The organism is Nocardioides ginsengisegetis (assembly GCF_014138045.1).
GTDB classification, from domain to species: Bacteria; Actinomycetota; Actinomycetes; order Propionibacteriales; family Nocardioidaceae; genus Nocardioides; species Nocardioides ginsengisegetis.
Genome location: NZ_JACGXA010000003.1, coordinates 133,612 through 151,712, shown reverse-complemented (window position 1 = coordinate 151,712; position 18,101 = coordinate 133,612). Strand labels below are relative to the sequence as shown.

The window sequence follows — 18,101 nt, the reverse complement described above, 5'->3', positions numbered from 1 at the left end:
CGCGGGTCGCCCGCGTCAGCGGGCGGCCCGGAGGAACGCCTCGAGGATCGGCCCGGCCGTGCCTGACCCGGACTCGCCGATGTCGACGAAGACCGCCACGGCCAGGTCGCCCTGGGCGGCGATCATCCAGGCGTGGGTGAGCACCTTGCCGCCGTCGGACTCGAACTCCGCGGTGCCGGTCTTGGCGATCACCGGCGGGCCGGGCACGTCGAGCAACCCCCGGCCGCTCCCGTTGAGCACCACGCCACGCAGCATCGACTTGAGCGCGGCATCCTCCGCGGCCGTGAGCTTCTCGACCCCGTCGGGCGGGCCCACGTCGACCGACTCCACCAGCCGCGGCACCACGAGCCGGCCCGACTGGACCGAGCCGATCACCGCGGCCATCGCCATCGGCGAGGCGAGGATCGTGCCCTGCCCGATCATGTCGGCGGCGCCCTCGGTCTCCGAGGCGGGTGGCTCGACGTTGCCGAAGTACGCCGGGAAGCCGAGGTCGTGGTCGACGCCGAGCCCCAGCGACGCGGCCGCGTCGACGAGGCCCGACCGGCCGGCCTTGCCCGCCTGGCTGATGAAGGCGGTGTTGCAGGAGTTGGCCAGCGCGGTGCGCAGCGGGATCCGGCCGATCCCGGTCGCGGGGTAGTCGGAGTAGTTCTTGAAGGTCTTGCCGTCGACCGTGATCGTCGGCGTGCACGGCACGACGCTGTCGGGGGTGAGGCCGGCCCGGAGCAGCGCGAGGCTGCTGACGCTCTTGAACGTCGACCCCGGCGCGAACTGCCCGTAGGTCGCCATGTTGTAGCCGTCGGCGCCGGGACCGTTGGCCGCGGCGAGGATGTCGCCGGTCGAGGGCCGGAGCGCGACGATCGCGCTCGCCGGACCGACGTCGGCGAGCAGCCGCTCCGCCTCCAGCTGGAGGTCGACGTCGAGCGTCAGCCGCAGGGGCGTGCCGGCCTGCGCCGCCACCCGGAACAGCTCGGTCCCGCTGCCCTGGTCGTCGACCCGCTCGACCACCACGCCCTCGACGCCGCGGAGCTGCTCGTCGTAGCGGGCCTGGAGTCCGGAGGTGCCGGCCTCGTCGCCCAGGTGGTAGGTGTCCGGGTCGTCCTTGATCATCTCGGCCGTCACCGGACCGACGCGGCCCAGGATGGGCGCCGCGAACTCCTTGGTCGGCGCGAGCGGCAGCTCGCCGGAGACCGACAGCACCCCGGGGATGTCGTCGGCGCGCGCGAGCGCCCGCGGCACCTCGCCCTGCCGGTAGACGATCGCCTCGACGAACGCCTTGTCCCCCGACGCTTCGACCAGCTTGACGTAGGCCTTCGGGTCGATGCCGACCAGCGCGGCCAGGCGCCGCGCCGAGTCGCCGGCCTTCTTCGCCGGCACCTGCGAGCGGTCGATCCCGAACCGCATCACCGCCCGGTCGGTGACCAGCTTGATCCCGTGGGCACCGACGACGGGCCCGCGCCGGGCCGCGATCGGCGTGGCGTCGAGCCGCTGCCCGTCCACGAGGTCGCCCTGCACGACGGCGGGGTCCCAGTCCACGAGCCACTCGTCGTCGACGAGGGTCCACTCGGCGGTCGTGGAGTAGGTCCACTCGTCGCCGGCGATCGGCCAGGTCCACTGGAGCGTGGCCTTCGCGGAGTCACCCGACTCCTGCACCTCGCCGGCGGTGACCGACGGGGTCACGTCGCCCATCCCGTCGACGAGGGTCGCGTAGTCCTGGCTCACCGCATCCGGGGTGCCGCCGTCCACGCCGACGTCGCCGAAGTCCCCCGAGGACAACGCGCCCGCCAGCGTGTCGGCGGCGTCGGTCGCGTCCGGTCCGGTGACCTTCTCGGCCGCGTCGCAGCCGCTCAGCAGGCCGACGGCGAGCAGCCCGGCGGCGAACGTGGCGGTGGCGGTCCTGGTGTCGCGACGCATGGCCCGGTTCTACCAGCCGTCGCCGACGCCGCGACGATCAGCGGCGCGTCGGGACCACCGGCGCGCGGAACGACTCGGGCTCGATGGAGGCGTCGAGGTCGGCGTACCGCCGCTGCTGTACGGCGATCGCCGGTCCCTGGGCCCTGGCCGCGGCGACCGTGGCGGCGGTGACCGTCAGCGGGGCGCCGGTGAGCAGCGGGCTGACCAGCGGGGCGTAGCCGGAGGAGTGCCCGGACCGGTTGGGGTGGTAGCTCTCGCTGATCGGGTTGGACAGCCCGTTGAGCCACTCCACGCTGTCGCAGACCGCGTGGCCGATGAACGCATTGGTCGGGTTCGCGAAGGCGAAGCCCCGGGCCGCCGCTGCGCTGGCCAGCTTGGAGTTGAGCAGGTCGGCGGTCTGGTTGAGCCGGGTCTCCTCGGCCGGGCTGAACCACGTCGCCGCGTTGCAGTCCTCGCCCTGGAAGAGCCGCGGGTAGCCCACGACGACGACCTTCGCGTTGGCCGCCCGGGACCGGATCGAGGAGTAGAGCGTCGCGAGCGCGCCCGGCAGGGTGTTGTTGATGTAGGCCTGCGCGGTGTTGATCGCACCGTCGCAGTTGCTCGACCACCAGGGCTGGGCGCACTCGGTCAGCACGTCGCTGAACCCGGCGTCGTTGCCGCCGACCGAGATCGTCACGTAGCTCGTCGCCGCCGTCAGCGCCGAGAGCTGGCTGTTGGTGACGTCGGGGATCTTCGCGCCCGAGCAGGCCCGGAAGTTCAAGGCGTAGCCGCGGGCCGCCGCGATCAGGCTGGGGTAGGCGTAGGTCGAGCGCTGGCAGGACGTGCCGTCGCTGATGTAGCTGCGGGTGCCGACGCCCGAGGAGTAGGAGTCGCCGAGGGCGACGTACACCGGAGCGGCGGCGGTGGCCGGCGCGGCCGGGACGAGCAGGGTCGCGACGGACGAGGCGAGGAAGGCAGCGGTGGCGAGAAGACGCGGGCGGACACGCACGAGGACCTCCGAGAACGATCGAGCGGCCACCCGGTGTGACCGGGATCACTCAAGCACCCGTCGGTCCTGCTGACCAGAGGCATGTCGGCGTGGTCTGGGCGAGGATGTCGCGCATGGGTCACGGACACTCGCACCGCGCCGGTCGCGGCCACGGAGACGACGGCGTCACGGTCGCCCGCACGCCACGCGCCGTCCTCCTCACGATCCTCGTGGCCGTCGCCGCCGCGACGATCGCCGGGCTCGTCCTCCTGTGGCCCGACGCGGGCAAGGCCGACGCGATCACGAAGTCGGTCGCCTACGCCGCCCCGGGTGCGACGTTCCCCGACGCCACGGTCGTGTCGGTCGAGCAGCCCTGCGCCCGCGACGGGTCCGGCGACCAGACCGCGTGCGGCCACCTGAGCGCCACCGTCGACAGCGGCAAGGACGAGGGCACCAAGGTCTCCGTCGTCGTCCCGCCCCAGGTCGCCGCGGCCGGCCTGTCGGCCGGCGACACCGTGCAGCTGCTGCGCTCCCCGCCCGCCCAGGGCCAGCCGGCGCAGTTCTCCTACGTCGGCACCGAGCGCTCGGGACCCCTGTGGGTGCTGGCGATCGCCTTCGCCCTCGTGGTCGTGGCGGTCGCGCGGCTCCGCGGCCTGCTCGCGCTCGTGGGGCTCGGCGTCAGCGGGGTCGTGGTCTGGAAGTTCGTGCTGCCCGCGCTGCTCACCGGCGAGTCCGGTCTCCTGGTCGGCCTGGTCGCCTCCGCCGCGATCATGTACGTCGTCCTCTACTCGACCCACGGCCTGTCCATGCGGACGAGCGCCGCCCTGGCCGGCACCCTGGCCGGCGTCGCGATCACGGCCGGGATCGGCGTCTGGTCGGTCGGCGCGACCCACCTGACCGGCGTCGACGACGAGAGCGGCAGCGTCCTGAGCGGCTTCGTCAACGACCTCGGCTACCAGGGTCTGCTCACCTGCGCGATCGTGATCGCCGGGCTCGGCGTGCTCAACGACGTGACGATCACCCAGGCCTCGGCGGTCTGGGAGCTGCGCGGCGCCGCGCCCGAGATGCGGCGCCGCGCGCTCTTCGCCAGTGGCATGCGGATCGGCCGCGACCACATCGCCTCGACGATCTACACGATCGTCTTCGCCTACGCCGGCGCCGCCCTGACCGTGCTGCTCGTCATCCAGCTCTACGACCGGCCGCTCGTCGACCTGCTCGTCACCGAGGAGATCGGCCAGGAGGTCGTGCGGGCGCTCGCGAGCAGCATCGGCCTGGTGCTGGCCGTGCCGCTCACGACGGCGATCGCCACGTTGACGGTGCCGGGAGCCCGGCGCCGCTGACGCTCAGTGCCGCGGCTTGCGGCGGGGCTTGCGGTCCTCGAAGTCCCGCGAGCCGCCGGAGCCGTTGTCGAGCTCGATCTCGATGAGCTTGCCGGAGATCCGGGTGGTCGACAGCTTGTCGAACACGTCGGCACCGAGGCCCGCGGGCAGCTCGACGAGCGAGTGGTCGCCGCGGATGTCGATGTGGCCGAAGTCCTGGCGGCCCAGGCCGCCCTCGTTGGCGATGGCGCCGACGATCTGGCGGGGCTCGACCTTGTGGCGCTTGCCCACCGAGATCCGGTACGTCGCCATCGGCACGTCGGTGCGGCCGCGCGGCTTGCGTGCCGGGCGGTCGCCTCGGTCGGCACGGTCGAACCGGTCGCCACCGCGGTCGTCGCGACGCGGGCGCTCCTCGCGCACCGGCGCGGGCTCGTCACGCGGGTCGAGCAGCAGCGGGGTCTCGCCCTGCGCGACCACGGCCAGCGCGGCGGCGACGTCGACCTCGGGCACGTCGTGCTCGCTGACGTAGTGCTTGATGATGTCGCGGAACTTGTCGATCCGGCTCGTCTGCGACAGCGCGGTGGTGATCGCGTCGTCGAAGCGGCTCAGGCGGGTGACGTTGACGTCCTCGACCGACGGCAGCTGCATCTGGGTGAGCGGCTGGCGGGTGGCCTTCTCGATGTGCTTGAGCAGGTAGCGCTCGCGCGGGGTCACGAACGAGATCGCCTCACCGCTGCGGCCGGCGCGACCGGTGCGGCCGATCCGGTGCACGTAGGACTCGGTGTCGGTCGGGATGTCGTAGTTGATGACGTGGCTGATCCGCTCGACGTCGAGGCCGCGGGCGGCGACGTCGGTGGCCACGAGGATGTCGAGCTTGGCGGCCTTGAGCTGGTTGACCGTGCGCTCGCGAACGTTCTGCTGGACGTCGCCGTTGATGGCGGCCGCGGAGTAGCCGCGTGCGCGCAGCTTCTCGGCCAGCGTCTCGGTCTCGTTCTTGGTGCGGACGAAGACGATGGTGCCCTCGAAGTTCTCGACCTCGAGGATGCGCGTGAGGGCGTCGACCTTCTGGGGGTAGCTCACCATCAGGTAGCGCTGGGTGATGTTGGGCGCCGTGGCCGTCGTGTTCTTGACGGTGATCTCGACGGGGTCCTTGAGGTACTGCTGCGAGATGCGGCGGATCTGCTTGGGCATCGTGGCCGAGAACAGCGCGACGTTCTTGTCCACCGGGGTGTCGGCGAGGATCGTCTCGACGTCCTCGGCGAAGCCCATGTTGAGCATCTCGTCGGCCTCGTCGAGCACCAGGAAGCGCAGCTCGGACAGGTCGAGCGTGCCCTTCTCGAGGTGGTCCATGATCCGGCCCGGGGTGCCGACGACGATGTGGACGCCGCGGCGGAGCGCGGACAGCTGGACGCCGTAGCCCTGGCCGCCGTAGACGGGGAGGACGTGCACGCCCTTCATGCGGGCGGCGTACTTCTCGAACGCCTCGCAGACCTGGAGCGCGAGCTCGCGGGTCGGCGCGAGGACCAGCGCCTGCGGGGTCTTCTGGGACAGGTCGAGGCGCGACAGGATCGGCAGCGCGAACGCCGCGGTCTTGCCGGTGCCGGTCTGCGCCAGGCCGACCACGTCGCGCCCCTCGAGGAGCGGCGGGATGGTCGCGGCCTGGATCGGCGAGGGAGTCTCGTAGCCGACGTCGCGCAACGCCTTCAGCACTGCCTCGTCGAGTCCGAGGTCCACGAAGCTCGGGGTCGCCTCGCCGGTGGGCTCGTTCTCGTCGTTGCTCATGGACACCGACGTTAGTGGGTGTTGCGCCTCACGCGGGATTCCAGGTCGCGGAGTCCTTCGTCACGCCCGGACCGGGTTCACTCGACGGTGACCGACTTGGCCAGGTTGCGCGGCTTGTCGATGTCGTGGCCGAGGTGGAGCGCCGCGTGGTAGGCCAGCAGCTGGAGCGGCACGGTCAGCAGGATCGGGTCGAGCTCCCGCTCGTTGCGCGGTACGTCGATGCGCAGCGCCGCCACGTCGCCGAGGTCGACGTCCTCGTGGGTGATGACCACGAGCGGGCCACGCCGGGCCGCGATCTCGTGCAGGGCGCCGACGTTGCGGTCGGTCAGCTCGTCGGACGGCACCAGCGCGACGGTCGGCACCGCCTCGCTGATCAGCGCGAGCGGGCCGTGCTTGAGCTCGGAGGTCTGGTAGGCCTCGGCGTGCCGGTAGGAGATCTCCTTGAACTTCTGGGCCCCCTCGCGGGCGACGGGGAAGCCGCGCACCCGGCCGACGAAGAACAGGCTCTCGGCCCCGGCCAGCGTCCGCGCCACCTCGGCCAGCTCGTCCTCGCGGTCGAGGATCGCCTGGATCTGGTCGGGAAGCCGGGTCAGGCCCGCGATCAGCCGCTTGCCGTCGGCGATGGACAGGTCGCGCACCCGGCCGAGCTGGAGCGCCAGCAGCGAGAACCCGATGAACATGTTGGTCAGCGCCTTGGTCGAGGCGACCGCGACCTCGGGGCCGGCGTGCAGGTAGATGCCGCCGTCGCACTCGCGCGCGATCGCGCTGCCGACCACGTTGACCAGGCCGATCACCCGGCCGCCCTTGCGGCGGATCTCCTGCACGGCCAGCAGGGTGTCCAGCGTCTCCCCCGACTGGCTGACCGCGACATAGAGGGTGTCCGGCTCGATGATCGGGTTGCGGTAGCGGAACTCGCTGGCCGCCTCGGCGTCGGCGGGGATCCGCGCCAGCTCCTCGATCAGGGCGGCGCCCATCTGCCCGACGTAGTAGGCCGACCCGCAGCCGAGGATCTTCACGCGGCGGATCGCGCGGGTCTCGCGCGCGTCCATGTTGAGGCCGCCGAGACGGGCGGTGCCGAACCGCTCGTCGAGCCGGCCGCGCAGGACCCGGTCGGCCGCGGCCGGCTGCTCCTGCATCTCCTTGTGCATGAAGGAGTCGTGCTCGCCGGCGTCGTACGACGCGGGGTCGACGTCGACCTGCTCCGCGAGCTTGTGGGTGGTGGACAGGTCCTGGCGGTAGGTGGTGAAGCCGCCGGCCGTGAGCGTCGCGAGCTCCCCGTCGTCGAGGTGGGCGACCGTCGTCGTGTAGCGGACCAGCGCGGCCAGGTCGCTGGCCACGTGCATCTCCTTCTCGCCGACGCCGATGATCAGCGGGCTGCCGTTGCGCGCGACGACGATGCGGTCGGGGAAGTCGGCGTGCAGCACGGCCACGCCGTAGGTGCCCTCGATGGCGGCCAGCGCGTCGCGGACCTTGCCCTCGAGCGTGTCGGCCCCGGAGCGGGCGACCAGGTGGGCGAGCACCTCGGTGTCGGTGTCGGAGGTGAGCTCGACGCCGTCGTCGCTCAGCTGCTGCCGGAGCGCCGCGGCGTTGTCGATGATCCCGTTGTGGACCACCGCGACCCGCTGGGCCTCGTCGGTGTGCGGGTGCGCGTTGGCGTCGTTGGCCGGCCCGTGGGTGGCCCACCGGGTGTGGCCGATGCCGACCTGGCCGGTGAAGCGCTTGGGCAGCCCCTCGGTCAGGTCCCGCACCCGGCCGGCCTTCTTGGCGACCCTGACCCCACTACCCCCGAGCACGGCGACGCCGGCCGAGTCGTAGCCGCGGTGCTCGAGCCGGGTCAGGCCCTCCAGCAGCAGCGGCGCGGCCTGCTGGGTGCCGATGTAGCCGACGATTCCGCACATCTCGTGTCTCCTGTGTTCGGTGGTGAGGTTCGGTGGCTGAGGAGGTTGCGCAGCAACCGTCTCGAAGCCCGATCAGCCGTAGACCAGCCGCCGCAGCTGCCGCTCGCTGAGCTGCGGAGCGGCCACCACGCGGGCGGCCAGCTCCTCGGCGATCCGGGCGAAGATCTCGGGATTCTTGGCGCCGTAGGTCTTCAGGTCCGCGTGCCGCCGCCGGACGTAGTCCTCCACGGGCTCGGCGTGGAAGGCGACCACGTCCTCCACCACGCGGGTCGCCTCGGCCGGGCTCAGTCCGGTCGTGGCGACCAGGTGGGCGATCAGCGCGGCGTCGACGGGCACGGACCGATGGTGGACCGGACCAGTCTCAACAGCAAGTTTCTGCCCGAAATCGGGCAGGAATTCCCCGAAGTGGGTCACGGCCCCCGTACGGCGGTATGTGGCCGACCCCCTGTGGATGCCCGAAAGGGAGCAAAGAGGCCGTCGCGCGGCGTCGCCAAGGGTCCAGGTGGAGGAACGAGCCCGACATCCGTCGAAATGCCACCCCCCGGGTGGGTGTGCGCTACTCTTGGTGAACAGAAGGTGAACGAAAGGTGTCCCATGATGAACACGCAGATGACCGCCGGTCTCGTCCAGACCTGGGTCAGCGTCGTCGACGCGCGTGGTCGCGAGCACCTCGAGGCTCGCTGGGTCAGCCCGGCCCCGCAGGCCCCGGCGCAGACCCACGTCCACGCCGCCTGACGCACCCACCCAGCACCGGAGCCGCGACCCCCACCGGGGGTCGCGGCTCCTGCGTTTCCGGCGCGCCATGATGGGCGCATGACCCGCACCCCGCTCTCCCTGCTCGACACCGACTCCCTCATCGGCGACGACGACCGCGCGATGCGCGACACGGTCCGCTCCTTCGTGGAGGAGCGGCTCAAGCCGGAGATCGCCGGCTGGTACGAGAACGCCGACGTCCCGGTCCGCGACCTCGCGCTGGAGTTCGGCAAGCTCGGCCTGCTCGGCATGCACCTCGAGGGCTACGGCTGCGCGGGCACCAGCGCCACGGCGTACGGCCTGGCCTGCCTGGAGCTCGAGGCCGGCGACTCCGGGCTGCGCTCGATCGTGTCGGTGCAGGGCTCGCTGGCGATGTACGCGATCTGGAAGCACGGCTCGGACGCCCAGAAGGACGAGTGGCTGCCGCGGATGGCCACCGGCGAGGCGATCGGCTGCTTCGGGCTGACCGAGCCCGACTTCGGCTCCAACCCCGGCGGCATGCGCACGAGGGCCAGGCTGGACGCCCCAGGAAATCCGCAGAGTGACTGGGTCCTGACCGGCAACAAGATGTGGATCACCAACGGCACCGTCGCCGATGTCGCGGTCGTCTGGGCGCGGGCCGAGGACGGCGTGCGCGGCTTCGTGGTCCCGACCGACACCCCGGGCTTCACAGCGACCGAGATCAAGCACAAGATGTCGCTGCGGGCGTCGGTCACCGCCGAGCTCTCCCTCGACGAGGTGCGGCTGCCCGCCTCCGCGATGCTGCCGGAGGCCCGGGGCCTGTCCGGACCGCTGTCCTGCCTGACCGAGGCGCGGTTCGGCATCGTCTTCGGCTCCCTCGGCGCGGCCCGCGACTGCCTGGAGACGACCATCGCGTACGCCGCGGAGCGCGAGATCTTCGACCGCCGCCTGTCGTCCTACCAGCTCACCCAGGCCAAGCTCGCCGACATGTCCGTCGAGCTGGGCAAGGGCATGCTGCTCGCGCTGCACCTGGGCCGACTCAAGGACGAGGGGCGGCTGCCGGCCGAGGCGGTCAGCATCGGCAAGCTCAACAACACCCGTGAGGCGATCGCGATCGCGCGGGAGTGCCGGACGATCCTGGGCGCCGCGGGCATCACGCTGGAGTACCCGCTGATGCGGCACGCCAACAACCTGGAGTCGGTGCTGACCTACGAGGGCACGTCCGAGGTGCACCAGCTCGTCATCGGGCAGGCCCTCACCGGGGAGTCCGCCTTCCGCTGACCGGGCCGGGTAACGGTGTGGTCCAGATCACAGCCTGTCGGGAATGAACCGGACCGAGGTCCGGTTCTACTGATTGAAAGTTGTACGAAGACCCCGACAAGGCAGACCAGGAGCACCCCATGAACTTCTTCAACCGCAGCAGCAAGACCGCCGTCCTCGACCACGCCTTCGACGCCCCCACCACGGTCGTCGAGGACATCACCGGCGACTACACGATCGACCCGACCCACACCCGTCTCGGCTTCAGCGCCCGCCACGCGATGGTCACCACCGTCCGCGGCCAGTTCACCGACTTCGCCGGCACCGCGCACATCGACACCGCGAACCCGGCCGCCTCGAAGGTCGAGCTCACCATCCAGACCGCCAGCATCGACACCGGTGTCGCCGACCGCGACGGCCACCTCAAGTCCCCCGACTTCTTCGACGCCGAGGCCAACCCGACCATCACCTTCGTCTCCACCAAGGTCGAGCGCGACGGGGACGACTGGACCATCGCCGGCGACCTGACCGTCAAGGGTGTCGCCAAGCCGGTCACCATCGAGTTCGAGTCCACCGGCTCGGCCCAGGACCCCTTCGGCAACCTCCGCGTCGGCTTCGAAGGCGCGACCTCGATCAACCGCAAGGACTGGGGCCTGAGCTGGAACGCTGCGCTCGAGACCGGCGGCGTGCTCGTCTCGGAGAAGGTCAAGCTCGAGTTCGACGTCTCGGCCATCAAGAACGCCTGATCTGCGGGGCCGGTCAGGACCACTGCACGGGTCGCCCATGAAAATGGGCGGCCCGTTCGGCATTTCTGTGGCTTCATACCTCCCATGAGCATCCCGTCCGGCTACACCACGCGCCCGCTCGAGCAGGGCGACGCCACCGCCGTCTTCGAGCTGATGGCCGCGCAGGAGCGGCACGACATCGGCGAGGCCGTGATCGAGGAGGCCGACATCGTCGGCGACTGGGCCCGCCCCAGCCACGACCTCGGCGCCAGCTCGCTCGGCGTCTTCGTCGGCGGCCACCTCGTCGGCTACGGCGAGGTCGTCGGCCACGAGCGCGGCGACGCCGCCGTCCACCCCGACCACCGCGGCCGCGGCCTCGGCACCGCCATCGCCACCTGGATGCAGGACAAGGCCCGCGAGCGCGGCTACTCCGTCATCGGCATGCCGGTCCCGGCGGACTCGCCCGGCGACCGCCTCCTCGAGGGCCTCGGCTACCACGTCCGCTGGAACAGCTGGGTGCTCCAGCTCCCCGAGGGCGCGACCATCCCGGACCGCGAGCTCCCCGAGGGCTACGCCGTCCGCACGGCCGAGGAGTCCGAGTACGCCGCGTGCTGGACCGTCCAGGAGGACGCCTTCCTCGAGTGGGCCGACCGGGACCGCGAGCCGTTCGAGGACTGGCAGGCCGAGATCGTCGGCCGCCCGGGCTTCGCGCCGTGGCAGCTGCGCTGCGTCACCGACGCCTCGGGATCGGTCGTGGCGATGGCCAACGTCCAGCTCGGGCCCGCCGGCGGCTTCATCGCCCGGCTCGCGACCGACAAGAACGAGCGCGGCCGCGGCCTGGCCCAGTGCCTGCTCGTCGACTCCTTCCGCGAGGCCGTCGCGCACGGCGCGAAGAGCTGCGAGCTGTCGACCGACTCCCGCACCGGCGCGCTCAGCCTCTACGAGAAGGTCGGCATGGTCGTGACCTCCAACTGGGTCAACCGCGCGATCGCGCTCTGAGCAGGCTCAGACCTCGATGGTGCTGACCACGCGGGTGACCGACGGGCGCCGCGGTGCGGAGCTGAAGCCGTAGCGGCACGGCGGGTCGACGGGGGCGAGCTCGCCCAGGTCGGCGCCGTCGAACGAGCCGCTGGCCCAGGTGAGGTCGTGCAGGTCGGTGGCGCCGTACCACTCACGGCGGCCGCCGCGCGCCGAGCCACGGGTCCGGACCCCGCGCATCACGAGCCGGGCGCCGGGGTCGGTCACCGTGCACCACGCCGGGTGCTCGGCAAGGCGGCGCGGCACGGCCCGCAGCACGTGCCCGACGGGCCGGCGGCGGCCGAGGACCAGGTCCAGCGCCAACGAGGGCGACCGGACGTCCCAGCCGTGCGGGGAGTCGGTGACGGCGAAGGGCTCGACGCGCACCTCGTCGAAGAAGTACGTCGCGTCGAGCAGGTCGGCCACCTCGCGGGTCGGCGCGAGGAGCACCCGGTGCCCGTCGGAGGTCTCGACCATCGCGTCCGCGAAGGCGCCGTACGGCGTGTCCTGCCAGCGGCCCACGACGACGCGCGTGCCGCTGGTGGACCCGAGGCCGGCGATCCGGCCGGCGAAGCGGAGGCGCTCACTCATGCGGTCCGCCGGAAGGGCTTGGGCGGCTGGGCCAGCGGATTCACCGCGGCCACCTCGTCCAGGGCGTCGAGGATGTTGCGCAGGTTGACCACCAGGGCACCGTAGACCGGCCACAGGTCGGCGGTGCCCCGCGCCCCCACCTCCACCATCCGGTCCAGGTCATCGCGGCACCGCCGCAACCGGGCCCGGTCCGCGGCCTCGATCGCCTCACCGCTCGCGCGCAGGATCCGGGCGTACTCGGAGCGGAACTCGTCGTGCCAGGCCGGTCCGTCCTGGGTCGCCAGCGTCAGGGTGCGCGAGATGCTCATCGTCTCGGCGATGGCCTGCTCCAGGCCCTGCAGCAACCGGACCCACAGCTGCGGGTCGCGGAACGCGTGAGCTTGGCGCCGCACGTTCAGCAGCGCGCTCTCGCGGGCCTGGCGCACCAGCGCCCAGGTGTGGTCGAGATCGCTGTCCAACTGGCGGAGGCGCTCGAGCCAGTCGTGGACGGTGTCGCCCGACAGGTCCCCGAGCAGCCCCTCGCCCATGTCGACCAGCAGCCGCCCGATCTTGTCGTCGAGCGCGTCCAGCGCGGCGATCGCCGTACGTTGTCGCAGGGGTGGCCACACGACCAGGTTGACCACGAGCCCGACCCCGATGCCGATGCCGGTGTCCAGCAGGCGCGAGACCAGCGCGTGGTCGTTGGTGGAGAAGCCGGTCGTCAGCACGACCAGTGCCGTAGCGGCCACGGTGGTCCCCTGGTCCTCGAACCAGGGCAGCGCGCCGATCGCCAGCCCCGCCAGGAGCACCGCGCCCACCGCGACCGGGTCGAGCCCGAGAGCGTGGCCGACCAGCCAGGCCACCAGGACGCCTGCCACCGTGGCCCCCACCTGGCGGGCGCCGAGGGAGAACGTGCGGTAGACGGTGGCGTGCACGACCAGCAGGGCGGCCCAAGGGGCGAGGAACGACTGCTGGAGATCGAAGACGCGCGTGGCGAGCAGCCAGGCGATGACGCCGGCGGCCACGGTCTTGACGACCTGGATGACCTCGGCCCAGAAGACTGGGTCCCGGAGCCGCCCGCGCCCGACCCACCGAGGTCGCGCGGGCAGCCCGAGCCGGCTCACCTGATGGGCGCCCCGGAGATGGCTCGCGCGATGACGAGGCGCTGGATCTCCGAGGTGCCCTCGAAGATGGTGTAGATCTTGGCGTCGCGGGCCATCCGCTCGACGGGGTACTCCCGGGTGAAGCCGTTGCCGCCGAGGATCTGCATGGCGCGCTCGGTGACCTTCACGGCCGTCTCGCCGGCGAAGAGCTTGGACATCGAGCCCTCGGCCTGGTCGAAGGGCTTGCCGTTCGCCGCCAGCCACGCGGCCCGCCACACCAACAGGCGGCTGGCCTCGATGGAGGTCGCCATGTCGGCGAGCATGAACGCGATGGCCTGGTTCTCGATGATCGGCTTGCCGAACTGCTCGCGGGTCTTGGCGTAGTCCAGCGCCACCTCGTAGGCCGCGCGGGCGATACCGATCGCCTGGGCGCCGACCGCCGGGCGGGTCCGCTCGAAGGTCGCCATGCTGGCGTTCTTGCCGCCGCTGGCGCCGCCCTCGCGGGCCCGGGCGAGGCGGGCGTCGAGCTTCTCCTTGCCGCCGAGGAGGCAGCGGCCGGGGACCCGGACCTGCTCGAGCACGACCTCGGCGGTGTGGCTGGCGCGGATGCCGTGCTTGTGGAACTTCTGGCCCTGGCTGAGCCCCTTCGTGCCCGGCGGCACGATGAAGCTGGCCTGGCCGCGGGTGCGCAGCTCGGGGTCGACGACCGCCGTCACGACGTGGATGTCGGCCAGGCCCCCGTTGGTGGCCCAGGTCTTGGTGCCGTTGAGGACCCACTCGTCGGTGGCCTCGTCGTACGTCGCCCGGGTGCGCATCGCGCCGACATCGCTGCCGGCGTCGGGCTCGGAGGAGCAGAACGCGGCCAGCTTGAGATCACCAGGGCTCCCGAACATCTGGGGGACCCACTCGCCGACCTGCTCGGGGGTGCCGTTGGAGCTCACCCCGGCCGCGGCGAGCGCGGTGCCGACGATGGACAGGCCGATGCCGGCGTCGCCCCAGAAGATCTCCTCCATGGCGATCGGGATGCCCAGGCCGGTCTCGTCGAAGCTCTGGGTGGCGAAGAAGTCGATCGAGTAGAGCCCGATCTTCGCGGCCTCCTCGAGGACCGGCCACGGGAACTCCTCGCGCTCGTCCCACTCGGACGCCGCTGGTCGGATCACCTCCGCCGCGAAGTCGTGGACCCAGGCCTTCAGGTCGAGGTGGTCCTGGCCGAGCTCGAACGATGGGGTCGTCACGTCCTCGACCATACCGATCCGGGTCAGGCGTGCGCCGGCGCGTGGACGTCGAGCTCCTCGGCGACACCCTCCTCACCGACGTCGGCCGTGTAGTCGTCGGCGTGGGTCTGGTCGACGCCCGCCCCGACACCGGCTGCGCGGAGGACCACGGTCAGCACGACGGCCACCAGCAGGTTGGCCAGGAACGCGATCAGCGCGATGTAGACCTTCGTGTCGGTGCCCGGGAAGAGCACCAGCGGGCCGCCGAAGTGGCTGGACGGGTCGGTCGGCAGCGGGACGCCGTACGCGAGCCAGGTGCCGTAGGCCATGCCCACGGCCCAGCCGGCCAGCACCGCCCACCGGTGCAGCCAGCGGGTGTAGAGCCCGACCACGATCGCCGGGAACGTCTGCAGGATCCAGACACCGCCCAGCAGCTGCAGGTTGATCGCGAACTGGTCGGACAGCGCCAGCACGAAGACCAGCGCGCCGAACTTCACCAGCAGCGAGACGACCTTGCTCTGGGTCGCCTCCTGCTTCGGCGTCGCCGCCGGGTTGATGAAGGCCTTGTAGACGTTGCGGGTCCACAGGTTGGCGGCCGCGATCGACATGATCGCCGCAGGCACGAGCGCGCCGATGACGATCGCCGCGAAGGCGACGCCGGCGAACCACGCGGGGAACTCGTTCTCGAACAGCTGCGGCACCGACTGCTGCGGGTTGTCGACCTTCACGCCGGCCGCGATGGCGACGAAGCCGAGCAGGGCGAGCAGCCCGAGCAGGAAGGAGTACGCCGGCAGCAGGGCCGCGTTGCGCCGGATCACGCTGCGGCTGCGGGTGGAGAGGACGCCGGTGATCGAGTGCGGGTACATGAACAGCGCCAGCGCCGACCCGAGGGCGAGCGAGGCGTAGGCCCACTGGGCGGCACCCGGCGGGATCGTGCCCTTGCCGGGGACCGTGCCGGCCGCGACCGCGTCGGCGTTGTCGGTGTTGAACGCATTGAAGCTGTCCTGGGCGGCGCTGAAGATGTGGCTCCAGCCGCCGACCTGCGAGGGCAGGTAGAAGACGGCCACGAGGATCACGATGTAGATCAGCGTGTCCTTGACGAAGGCGATCAGTGCGGGCGCCCGCAGCCCCGAGGAGTAGGTGTAGGCCGCGAGCACGGCGAACGCCAGGAACAGCGGCAGGTCCTGCACGAACCAGTTGTCGCTGCCGGTGCCCAGGCCCATCACCTCGAGCACCACCTGCATGCCGACCAGCTGGAGGGCGATGTAGGGCATCGTCGCGAGCAGGCCGGTGACGGCGACCGCGAGGCCGAGGCCCTTGGAGTCGTAGCGGCCCTGCACGAAGTCGGCCGGCGTGACGTAGCCGTGCTTGTGCGAGACCGACCAGAGCCGCGGCAGGAACAGGAAGATCAGGGGGTAGATCACGATCGTGTAGGGCACCGCGAAGAAGCCGACCACGCTGCCGGCGTACAACGTCGCGGGGACCGCGATGAAGGTGTACGCCGTGTAGATGTCGCCGCCGATCAGGAACCACGCGACGAACGTGCCGAAGCCGCGGCCGCCCAGCCCCCACTCGTCGAGGCTGTCCAGCGACTCCGCCCGGCGCCAGCGCGCGGCCGCGAAGCCCAGCACGGTGACCAGCAGGAACAGGAAGACGAAGACTCCGACCACCACGCCGTTCATCGCCGGTCCCTCCGCTCGAGGCGGGCGGCGCGCTCGCGGGCGTCGGCCTTCGTCGACACCACGTAGGCGCTCAGCGTCAGGATCGCGGCGCCGATGATCAGCGCGAACTGGAACCAGTAGTAGAAGGGGAACCCGAACAGCGTCGGGCCGGCCTTGTCGTAGAGCGGCACCAGCAGCGGGACGACCACCGCGGGGACGAGCAGGCAGTAGATGAGGATCCAGAGTCCTCGCGATGATCCGCCGTTCGGGCGGTCGGGCGCGTCGGTCATGTGCACCTCCGAGTGTGGTGACCTATGAGTACCCCGACCCTAGGCCACCAAAACCGGGTCGCCCCGGGGCCGACCGCCTCCTAGGGTCTGCTGCGTGCCGACTGACCTCTCCCGCTACGACGACTGGCTGGCCTGGCTGGCCGCCACCGGCGAGTCCGACCCCGACGTCCTCTGCATCTGGGTCGGCGGCTCCGCCGCCACCGGCGGGTACGACGAGTGGTCCGACCTCGACCTCGACGTGCTCTGCACCCCGGGCACCGTCCACGACGTCTACGACCGGCTGCTCACGCGGATCCGCGCCGACTTCGACGTCGACCACGTGTGGGAGCTGCCGCTCTCGACCTGGCCCGACGGACGCCAGTGCTTCGTCAACCACGCCCCGGACCCCGGCGCGCTGACCGCGCCGACCCGGATCGTCGACCTGCACCTGTCGGACCTGTCCGACGAGCACCGGCACGTCGACGTACGCCGGCACGGCACGCCCGTCGTCGTCCACGACCCGGAGGGGCTCGTCGTGCTGCGGCACGACGACGAGGAGGCGTTGCAGCGGGCCATCGCGGAGGCCGTCGACCAGATCGGGCAACGCACGGCGACGTCGGAGTGGCTGGTCAACCGGGCGATCCGGCGCGGGCAGGAGGCTGAGGCCACCCAGTTCTACCTGGCGTTCGGCTTCACCCCGCTGGTCCGGCTGCTGCGCGTCAAGCACTGCCCGTGGCGGCACGACTTCGGGCTGCGCTACCTGCACACCGACCTGCCGACCGACGTGGCCGAGCGGCTGACGGCGTTGCTGCCGGGCGCAGGCGATCCGGTGGAGCTGTCCGCGGCTTGTTTCACGTGGACCCGGGAGCTGCTGCGCGAGCGCGCCGGCGCGTGACCGACCCCCCTGCCCGATGCGGGGGGAGCTTCGGGCAGGGGGTACGGCGCGTAGCGGTGGCGCTCCTGCCCGAGACCGGCCGACGCCCCCGACGTCCGGCAATCGGACGGTAACCCCGGAGGTCGGGGTCGCGGAAGACTCCTCGTGAGGTGGTCTCGACCGGCTGGGGGCCTGCTCCGCATCAGCCGTTCTGGTCGTAGGCCGCCCGCGCCAGCGCCTCGACCTCGTCGGTGAGGTCGTCGGTGCTCGTCAGCCCGAGCTTGTGCGTGGACTGGCCCGGCGCGGTGGCGGGCGTGAGCAGCGACGAGTCGGGGGCGTCGGTGAACCGCAGCCCGAGGTCGACGCGGGTGCGGGTGGCCGCCGCGACCGCCGCGAACTGGCGGCGCCGGACGAACGGCGTGTAGCCGCCTCGCCCTTCGACCGACACGTCGTCACCCAGGGACTCGAGCAGCGCCCGGACCGCGTCGAAGACCGGCCGCATCCCGGCCTTGGGGCCGGCGTACTGGCTCTCGATGTAGCCCTCCACGTCCGGCTCGACCCAGCCGTTGCGGCGGGCCGCCTCGAAGGCGATCGCCCACTGGGTGTTCTGCAGGACGCCGTGCGTGTCCTTGAGCCAGGCGCGCACCGCCTTCTGGTCGAGCGGGTCGACCCCGCTCGCCTCGACCGCGGCCACCCACTCGTCGAGGGTGCGCCCCGTGCGCTCGGCCATCGACGCGGTGACGGCGGCCATCATCTGCTCGGGGGACTTCGCGCTCATGGCGCCGAGCCTAGGCAGGAGCGCGCCCGGTAGCGTTGT

17 protein-coding genes are annotated in these 18,101 nt (G+C 71.7%); 6 read left to right on the top strand and 11 right to left on the bottom strand.

Annotated elements, in window-relative coordinates; all coding sequences use genetic code 11:
• Positions 1-15: 15 nt before the first annotated feature.
• Positions 16-1,911, bottom strand: a complete 1,896-nt coding sequence (locus FB382_RS20280) for a penicillin-binding transpeptidase domain-containing protein (protein ID WP_182541774.1) — start codon at positions 1,909-1,911, stop codon at positions 16-18.
• A 37-nt stretch (positions 1,912-1,948) separates the two neighbouring features.
• A complete protein-coding gene (locus FB382_RS20275; protein WP_182541773.1) occupies positions 1,949-2,899 on the bottom strand; it encodes a GDSL-type esterase/lipase family protein in 951 nt (316 codons plus the stop codon).
• A gap of 113 nt (positions 2,900-3,012) precedes the next feature.
• Between FB382_RS20275 and FB382_RS20270 the strand changes: the two genes are divergently transcribed.
• The gene (locus FB382_RS20270; protein ID WP_246378472.1) at positions 3,013-4,218 is read left to right on the top strand and encodes a YibE/F family protein; all 1,206 of its coding nucleotides are present in this window, start codon (positions 3,013-3,015) and stop codon (positions 4,216-4,218) included.
• Between the two features lie 3 nt (positions 4,219-4,221).
• Here FB382_RS20270 and FB382_RS20265 read toward each other — a convergent pair whose 3' ends face one another.
• The 3 genes from FB382_RS20265 to FB382_RS20255 all read right to left on the bottom strand — a co-directional run bounded on the left by FB382_RS20265 (position 4,222) and on the right by FB382_RS20255 (position 8,213).
• Positions 4,222-5,979: a DEAD/DEAH box helicase gene (locus FB382_RS20265; RefSeq protein WP_125037157.1), complete on the bottom strand. Its 1,758-nt coding sequence runs from the start codon at positions 5,977-5,979 to the stop codon at positions 4,222-4,224.
• 77 nt (positions 5,980-6,056) lie between these two features.
• Positions 6,057-7,877: a glutamine--fructose-6-phosphate transaminase (isomerizing) gene (gene glmS / locus FB382_RS20260; protein ID WP_182541771.1), complete on the bottom strand. Its 1,821-nt coding sequence runs from the start codon at positions 7,875-7,877 to the stop codon at positions 6,057-6,059.
• A 72-nt stretch (positions 7,878-7,949) separates the two neighbouring features.
• Positions 7,950-8,213, bottom strand: a complete 264-nt coding sequence (locus FB382_RS20255; protein WP_182541770.1) for a hypothetical protein — start codon at positions 8,211-8,213, stop codon at positions 7,950-7,952.
• A gap of 261 nt (positions 8,214-8,474) precedes the next feature.
• Here FB382_RS20255 and FB382_RS20250 point away from each other — a divergent pair, with 261 nt between their 5' ends.
• From FB382_RS20250 to FB382_RS20235, 4 genes are all read left to right on the top strand, one after another.
• Entirely contained in the window at positions 8,475-8,612 is a 138-nt protein-coding gene (locus FB382_RS20250) for a hypothetical protein (RefSeq protein WP_182541769.1), read from the top strand.
• A 78-nt stretch (positions 8,613-8,690) separates the two neighbouring features.
• Positions 8,691-9,872 carry an acyl-CoA dehydrogenase family protein gene (locus FB382_RS20245; RefSeq protein WP_182541768.1) on the top strand — a complete coding sequence of 394 codons (1,182 nt, stop codon included), beginning with the start codon at positions 8,691-8,693 and terminating at the stop codon, positions 9,870-9,872.
• Positions 9,873-9,991: 119 nt separating this feature from the next.
• Positions 9,992-10,597, top strand: coding sequence for a YceI family protein (locus FB382_RS20240; RefSeq protein ID WP_182541767.1), 606 nt, complete (start codon positions 9,992-9,994; stop codon positions 10,595-10,597).
• An 84-nt stretch (positions 10,598-10,681) separates the two neighbouring features.
• Positions 10,682-11,575: a GNAT family N-acetyltransferase gene (locus FB382_RS20235; RefSeq protein ID WP_182541766.1), complete on the top strand. Its 894-nt coding sequence runs from the start codon at positions 10,682-10,684 to the stop codon at positions 11,573-11,575.
• Between the two features lie 6 nt (positions 11,576-11,581).
• Here FB382_RS20235 and FB382_RS20230 read toward each other — a convergent pair whose 3' ends face one another.
• Genes FB382_RS20230 through FB382_RS20210 form a run of 5 tightly spaced genes read right to left on the bottom strand, consistent with a single transcriptional unit; the run spans position 11,582 to position 16,431 of the window.
• Positions 11,582-12,184 carry a hypothetical protein gene (locus FB382_RS20230; protein WP_182541765.1) on the bottom strand — a complete coding sequence of 201 codons (603 nt, stop codon included), beginning with the start codon at positions 12,182-12,184 and terminating at the stop codon, positions 11,582-11,584.
• Positions 12,181-13,287 carry an aromatic acid exporter family protein gene (locus FB382_RS20225; RefSeq protein WP_182541764.1) on the bottom strand — a complete coding sequence of 369 codons (1,107 nt, stop codon included), beginning with the start codon at positions 13,285-13,287 and terminating at the stop codon, positions 12,181-12,183. The genes FB382_RS20230 and FB382_RS20225 overlap by 4 nt, the downstream gene beginning before the upstream one ends.
• Entirely contained in the window at positions 13,284-14,501 is a 1,218-nt protein-coding gene (locus tag FB382_RS20220) for an acyl-CoA dehydrogenase family protein (protein WP_343055701.1), read from the bottom strand. Before FB382_RS20220 ends, FB382_RS20225 begins: the two co-directional genes overlap by 4 nt.
• A gap of 23 nt (positions 14,502-14,524) precedes the next feature.
• Positions 14,525-16,162, bottom strand: a complete 1,638-nt coding sequence (gene mctP / locus FB382_RS20215) for a monocarboxylate uptake permease MctP (protein WP_182541762.1) — start codon at positions 16,160-16,162, stop codon at positions 14,525-14,527.
• Complete coding sequence (locus FB382_RS20210) at positions 16,159-16,431, bottom strand: DUF3311 domain-containing protein (RefSeq protein ID WP_182541761.1); 273 nt, start codon at positions 16,429-16,431, stop codon at positions 16,159-16,161. Before FB382_RS20210 ends, mctP begins: the two co-directional genes overlap by 4 nt.
• Before the next feature lie 94 nt (positions 16,432-16,525).
• Between FB382_RS20210 and FB382_RS20205 the strand changes: the two genes are divergently transcribed.
• Positions 16,526-17,305 carry a hypothetical protein gene (locus FB382_RS20205; RefSeq protein WP_182541760.1) on the top strand — a complete coding sequence of 260 codons (780 nt, stop codon included), beginning with the start codon at positions 16,526-16,528 and terminating at the stop codon, positions 17,303-17,305.
• A gap of 181 nt (positions 17,306-17,486) precedes the next feature.
• Here FB382_RS20205 and FB382_RS20200 read toward each other — a convergent pair whose 3' ends face one another.
• Positions 17,487-18,062: a DUF5655 domain-containing protein gene (locus FB382_RS20200; protein WP_182541759.1), complete on the bottom strand. Its 576-nt coding sequence runs from the start codon at positions 18,060-18,062 to the stop codon at positions 17,487-17,489.
• Between the last annotated feature and the right edge of the window lie 39 nt (positions 18,063-18,101).

Coding starts and splice junctions, on each gene's coding strand:
- FB382_RS20280 (WP_182541774.1), bottom strand. CDS start 1,911: ATGCGTCGCGACACCAGGACCGCCACCGCCACGTTCGCCGCCGGGCTG.
- FB382_RS20270 (WP_246378472.1), top strand. CDS start 3,013: ATGGGTCACGGACACTCGCACCGCGCCGGTCGCGGCCACGGAGACGAC.
- FB382_RS20265 (WP_125037157.1), bottom strand. CDS start 5,979: ATGAGCAACGACGAGAACGAGCCCACCGGCGAGGCGACCCCGAGCTTC.
- glmS (WP_182541771.1), bottom strand. CDS start 7,877: ATGTGCGGAATCGTCGGCTACATCGGCACCCAGCAGGCCGCGCCGCTG.
- FB382_RS20250 (WP_182541769.1), top strand. CDS start 8,475: ATGAACACGCAGATGACCGCCGGTCTCGTCCAGACCTGGGTCAGCGTC.
- FB382_RS20245 (WP_182541768.1), top strand. CDS start 8,691: ATGACCCGCACCCCGCTCTCCCTGCTCGACACCGACTCCCTCATCGGC.
- FB382_RS20240 (WP_182541767.1), top strand. CDS start 9,992: ATGAACTTCTTCAACCGCAGCAGCAAGACCGCCGTCCTCGACCACGCC.
- FB382_RS20235 (WP_182541766.1), top strand. CDS start 10,682: ATGAGCATCCCGTCCGGCTACACCACGCGCCCGCTCGAGCAGGGCGAC.
- FB382_RS20230 (WP_182541765.1), bottom strand. CDS start 12,184: ATGAGTGAGCGCCTCCGCTTCGCCGGCCGGATCGCCGGCCTCGGGTCC.
- mctP (WP_182541762.1), bottom strand. CDS start 16,162: ATGAACGGCGTGGTGGTCGGAGTCTTCGTCTTCCTGTTCCTGCTGGTC.
- FB382_RS20210 (WP_182541761.1), bottom strand. CDS start 16,431: ATGACCGACGCGCCCGACCGCCCGAACGGCGGATCATCGCGAGGACTC.
- FB382_RS20200 (WP_182541759.1), bottom strand. CDS start 18,062: ATGAGCGCGAAGTCCCCCGAGCAGATGATGGCCGCCGTCACCGCGTCG.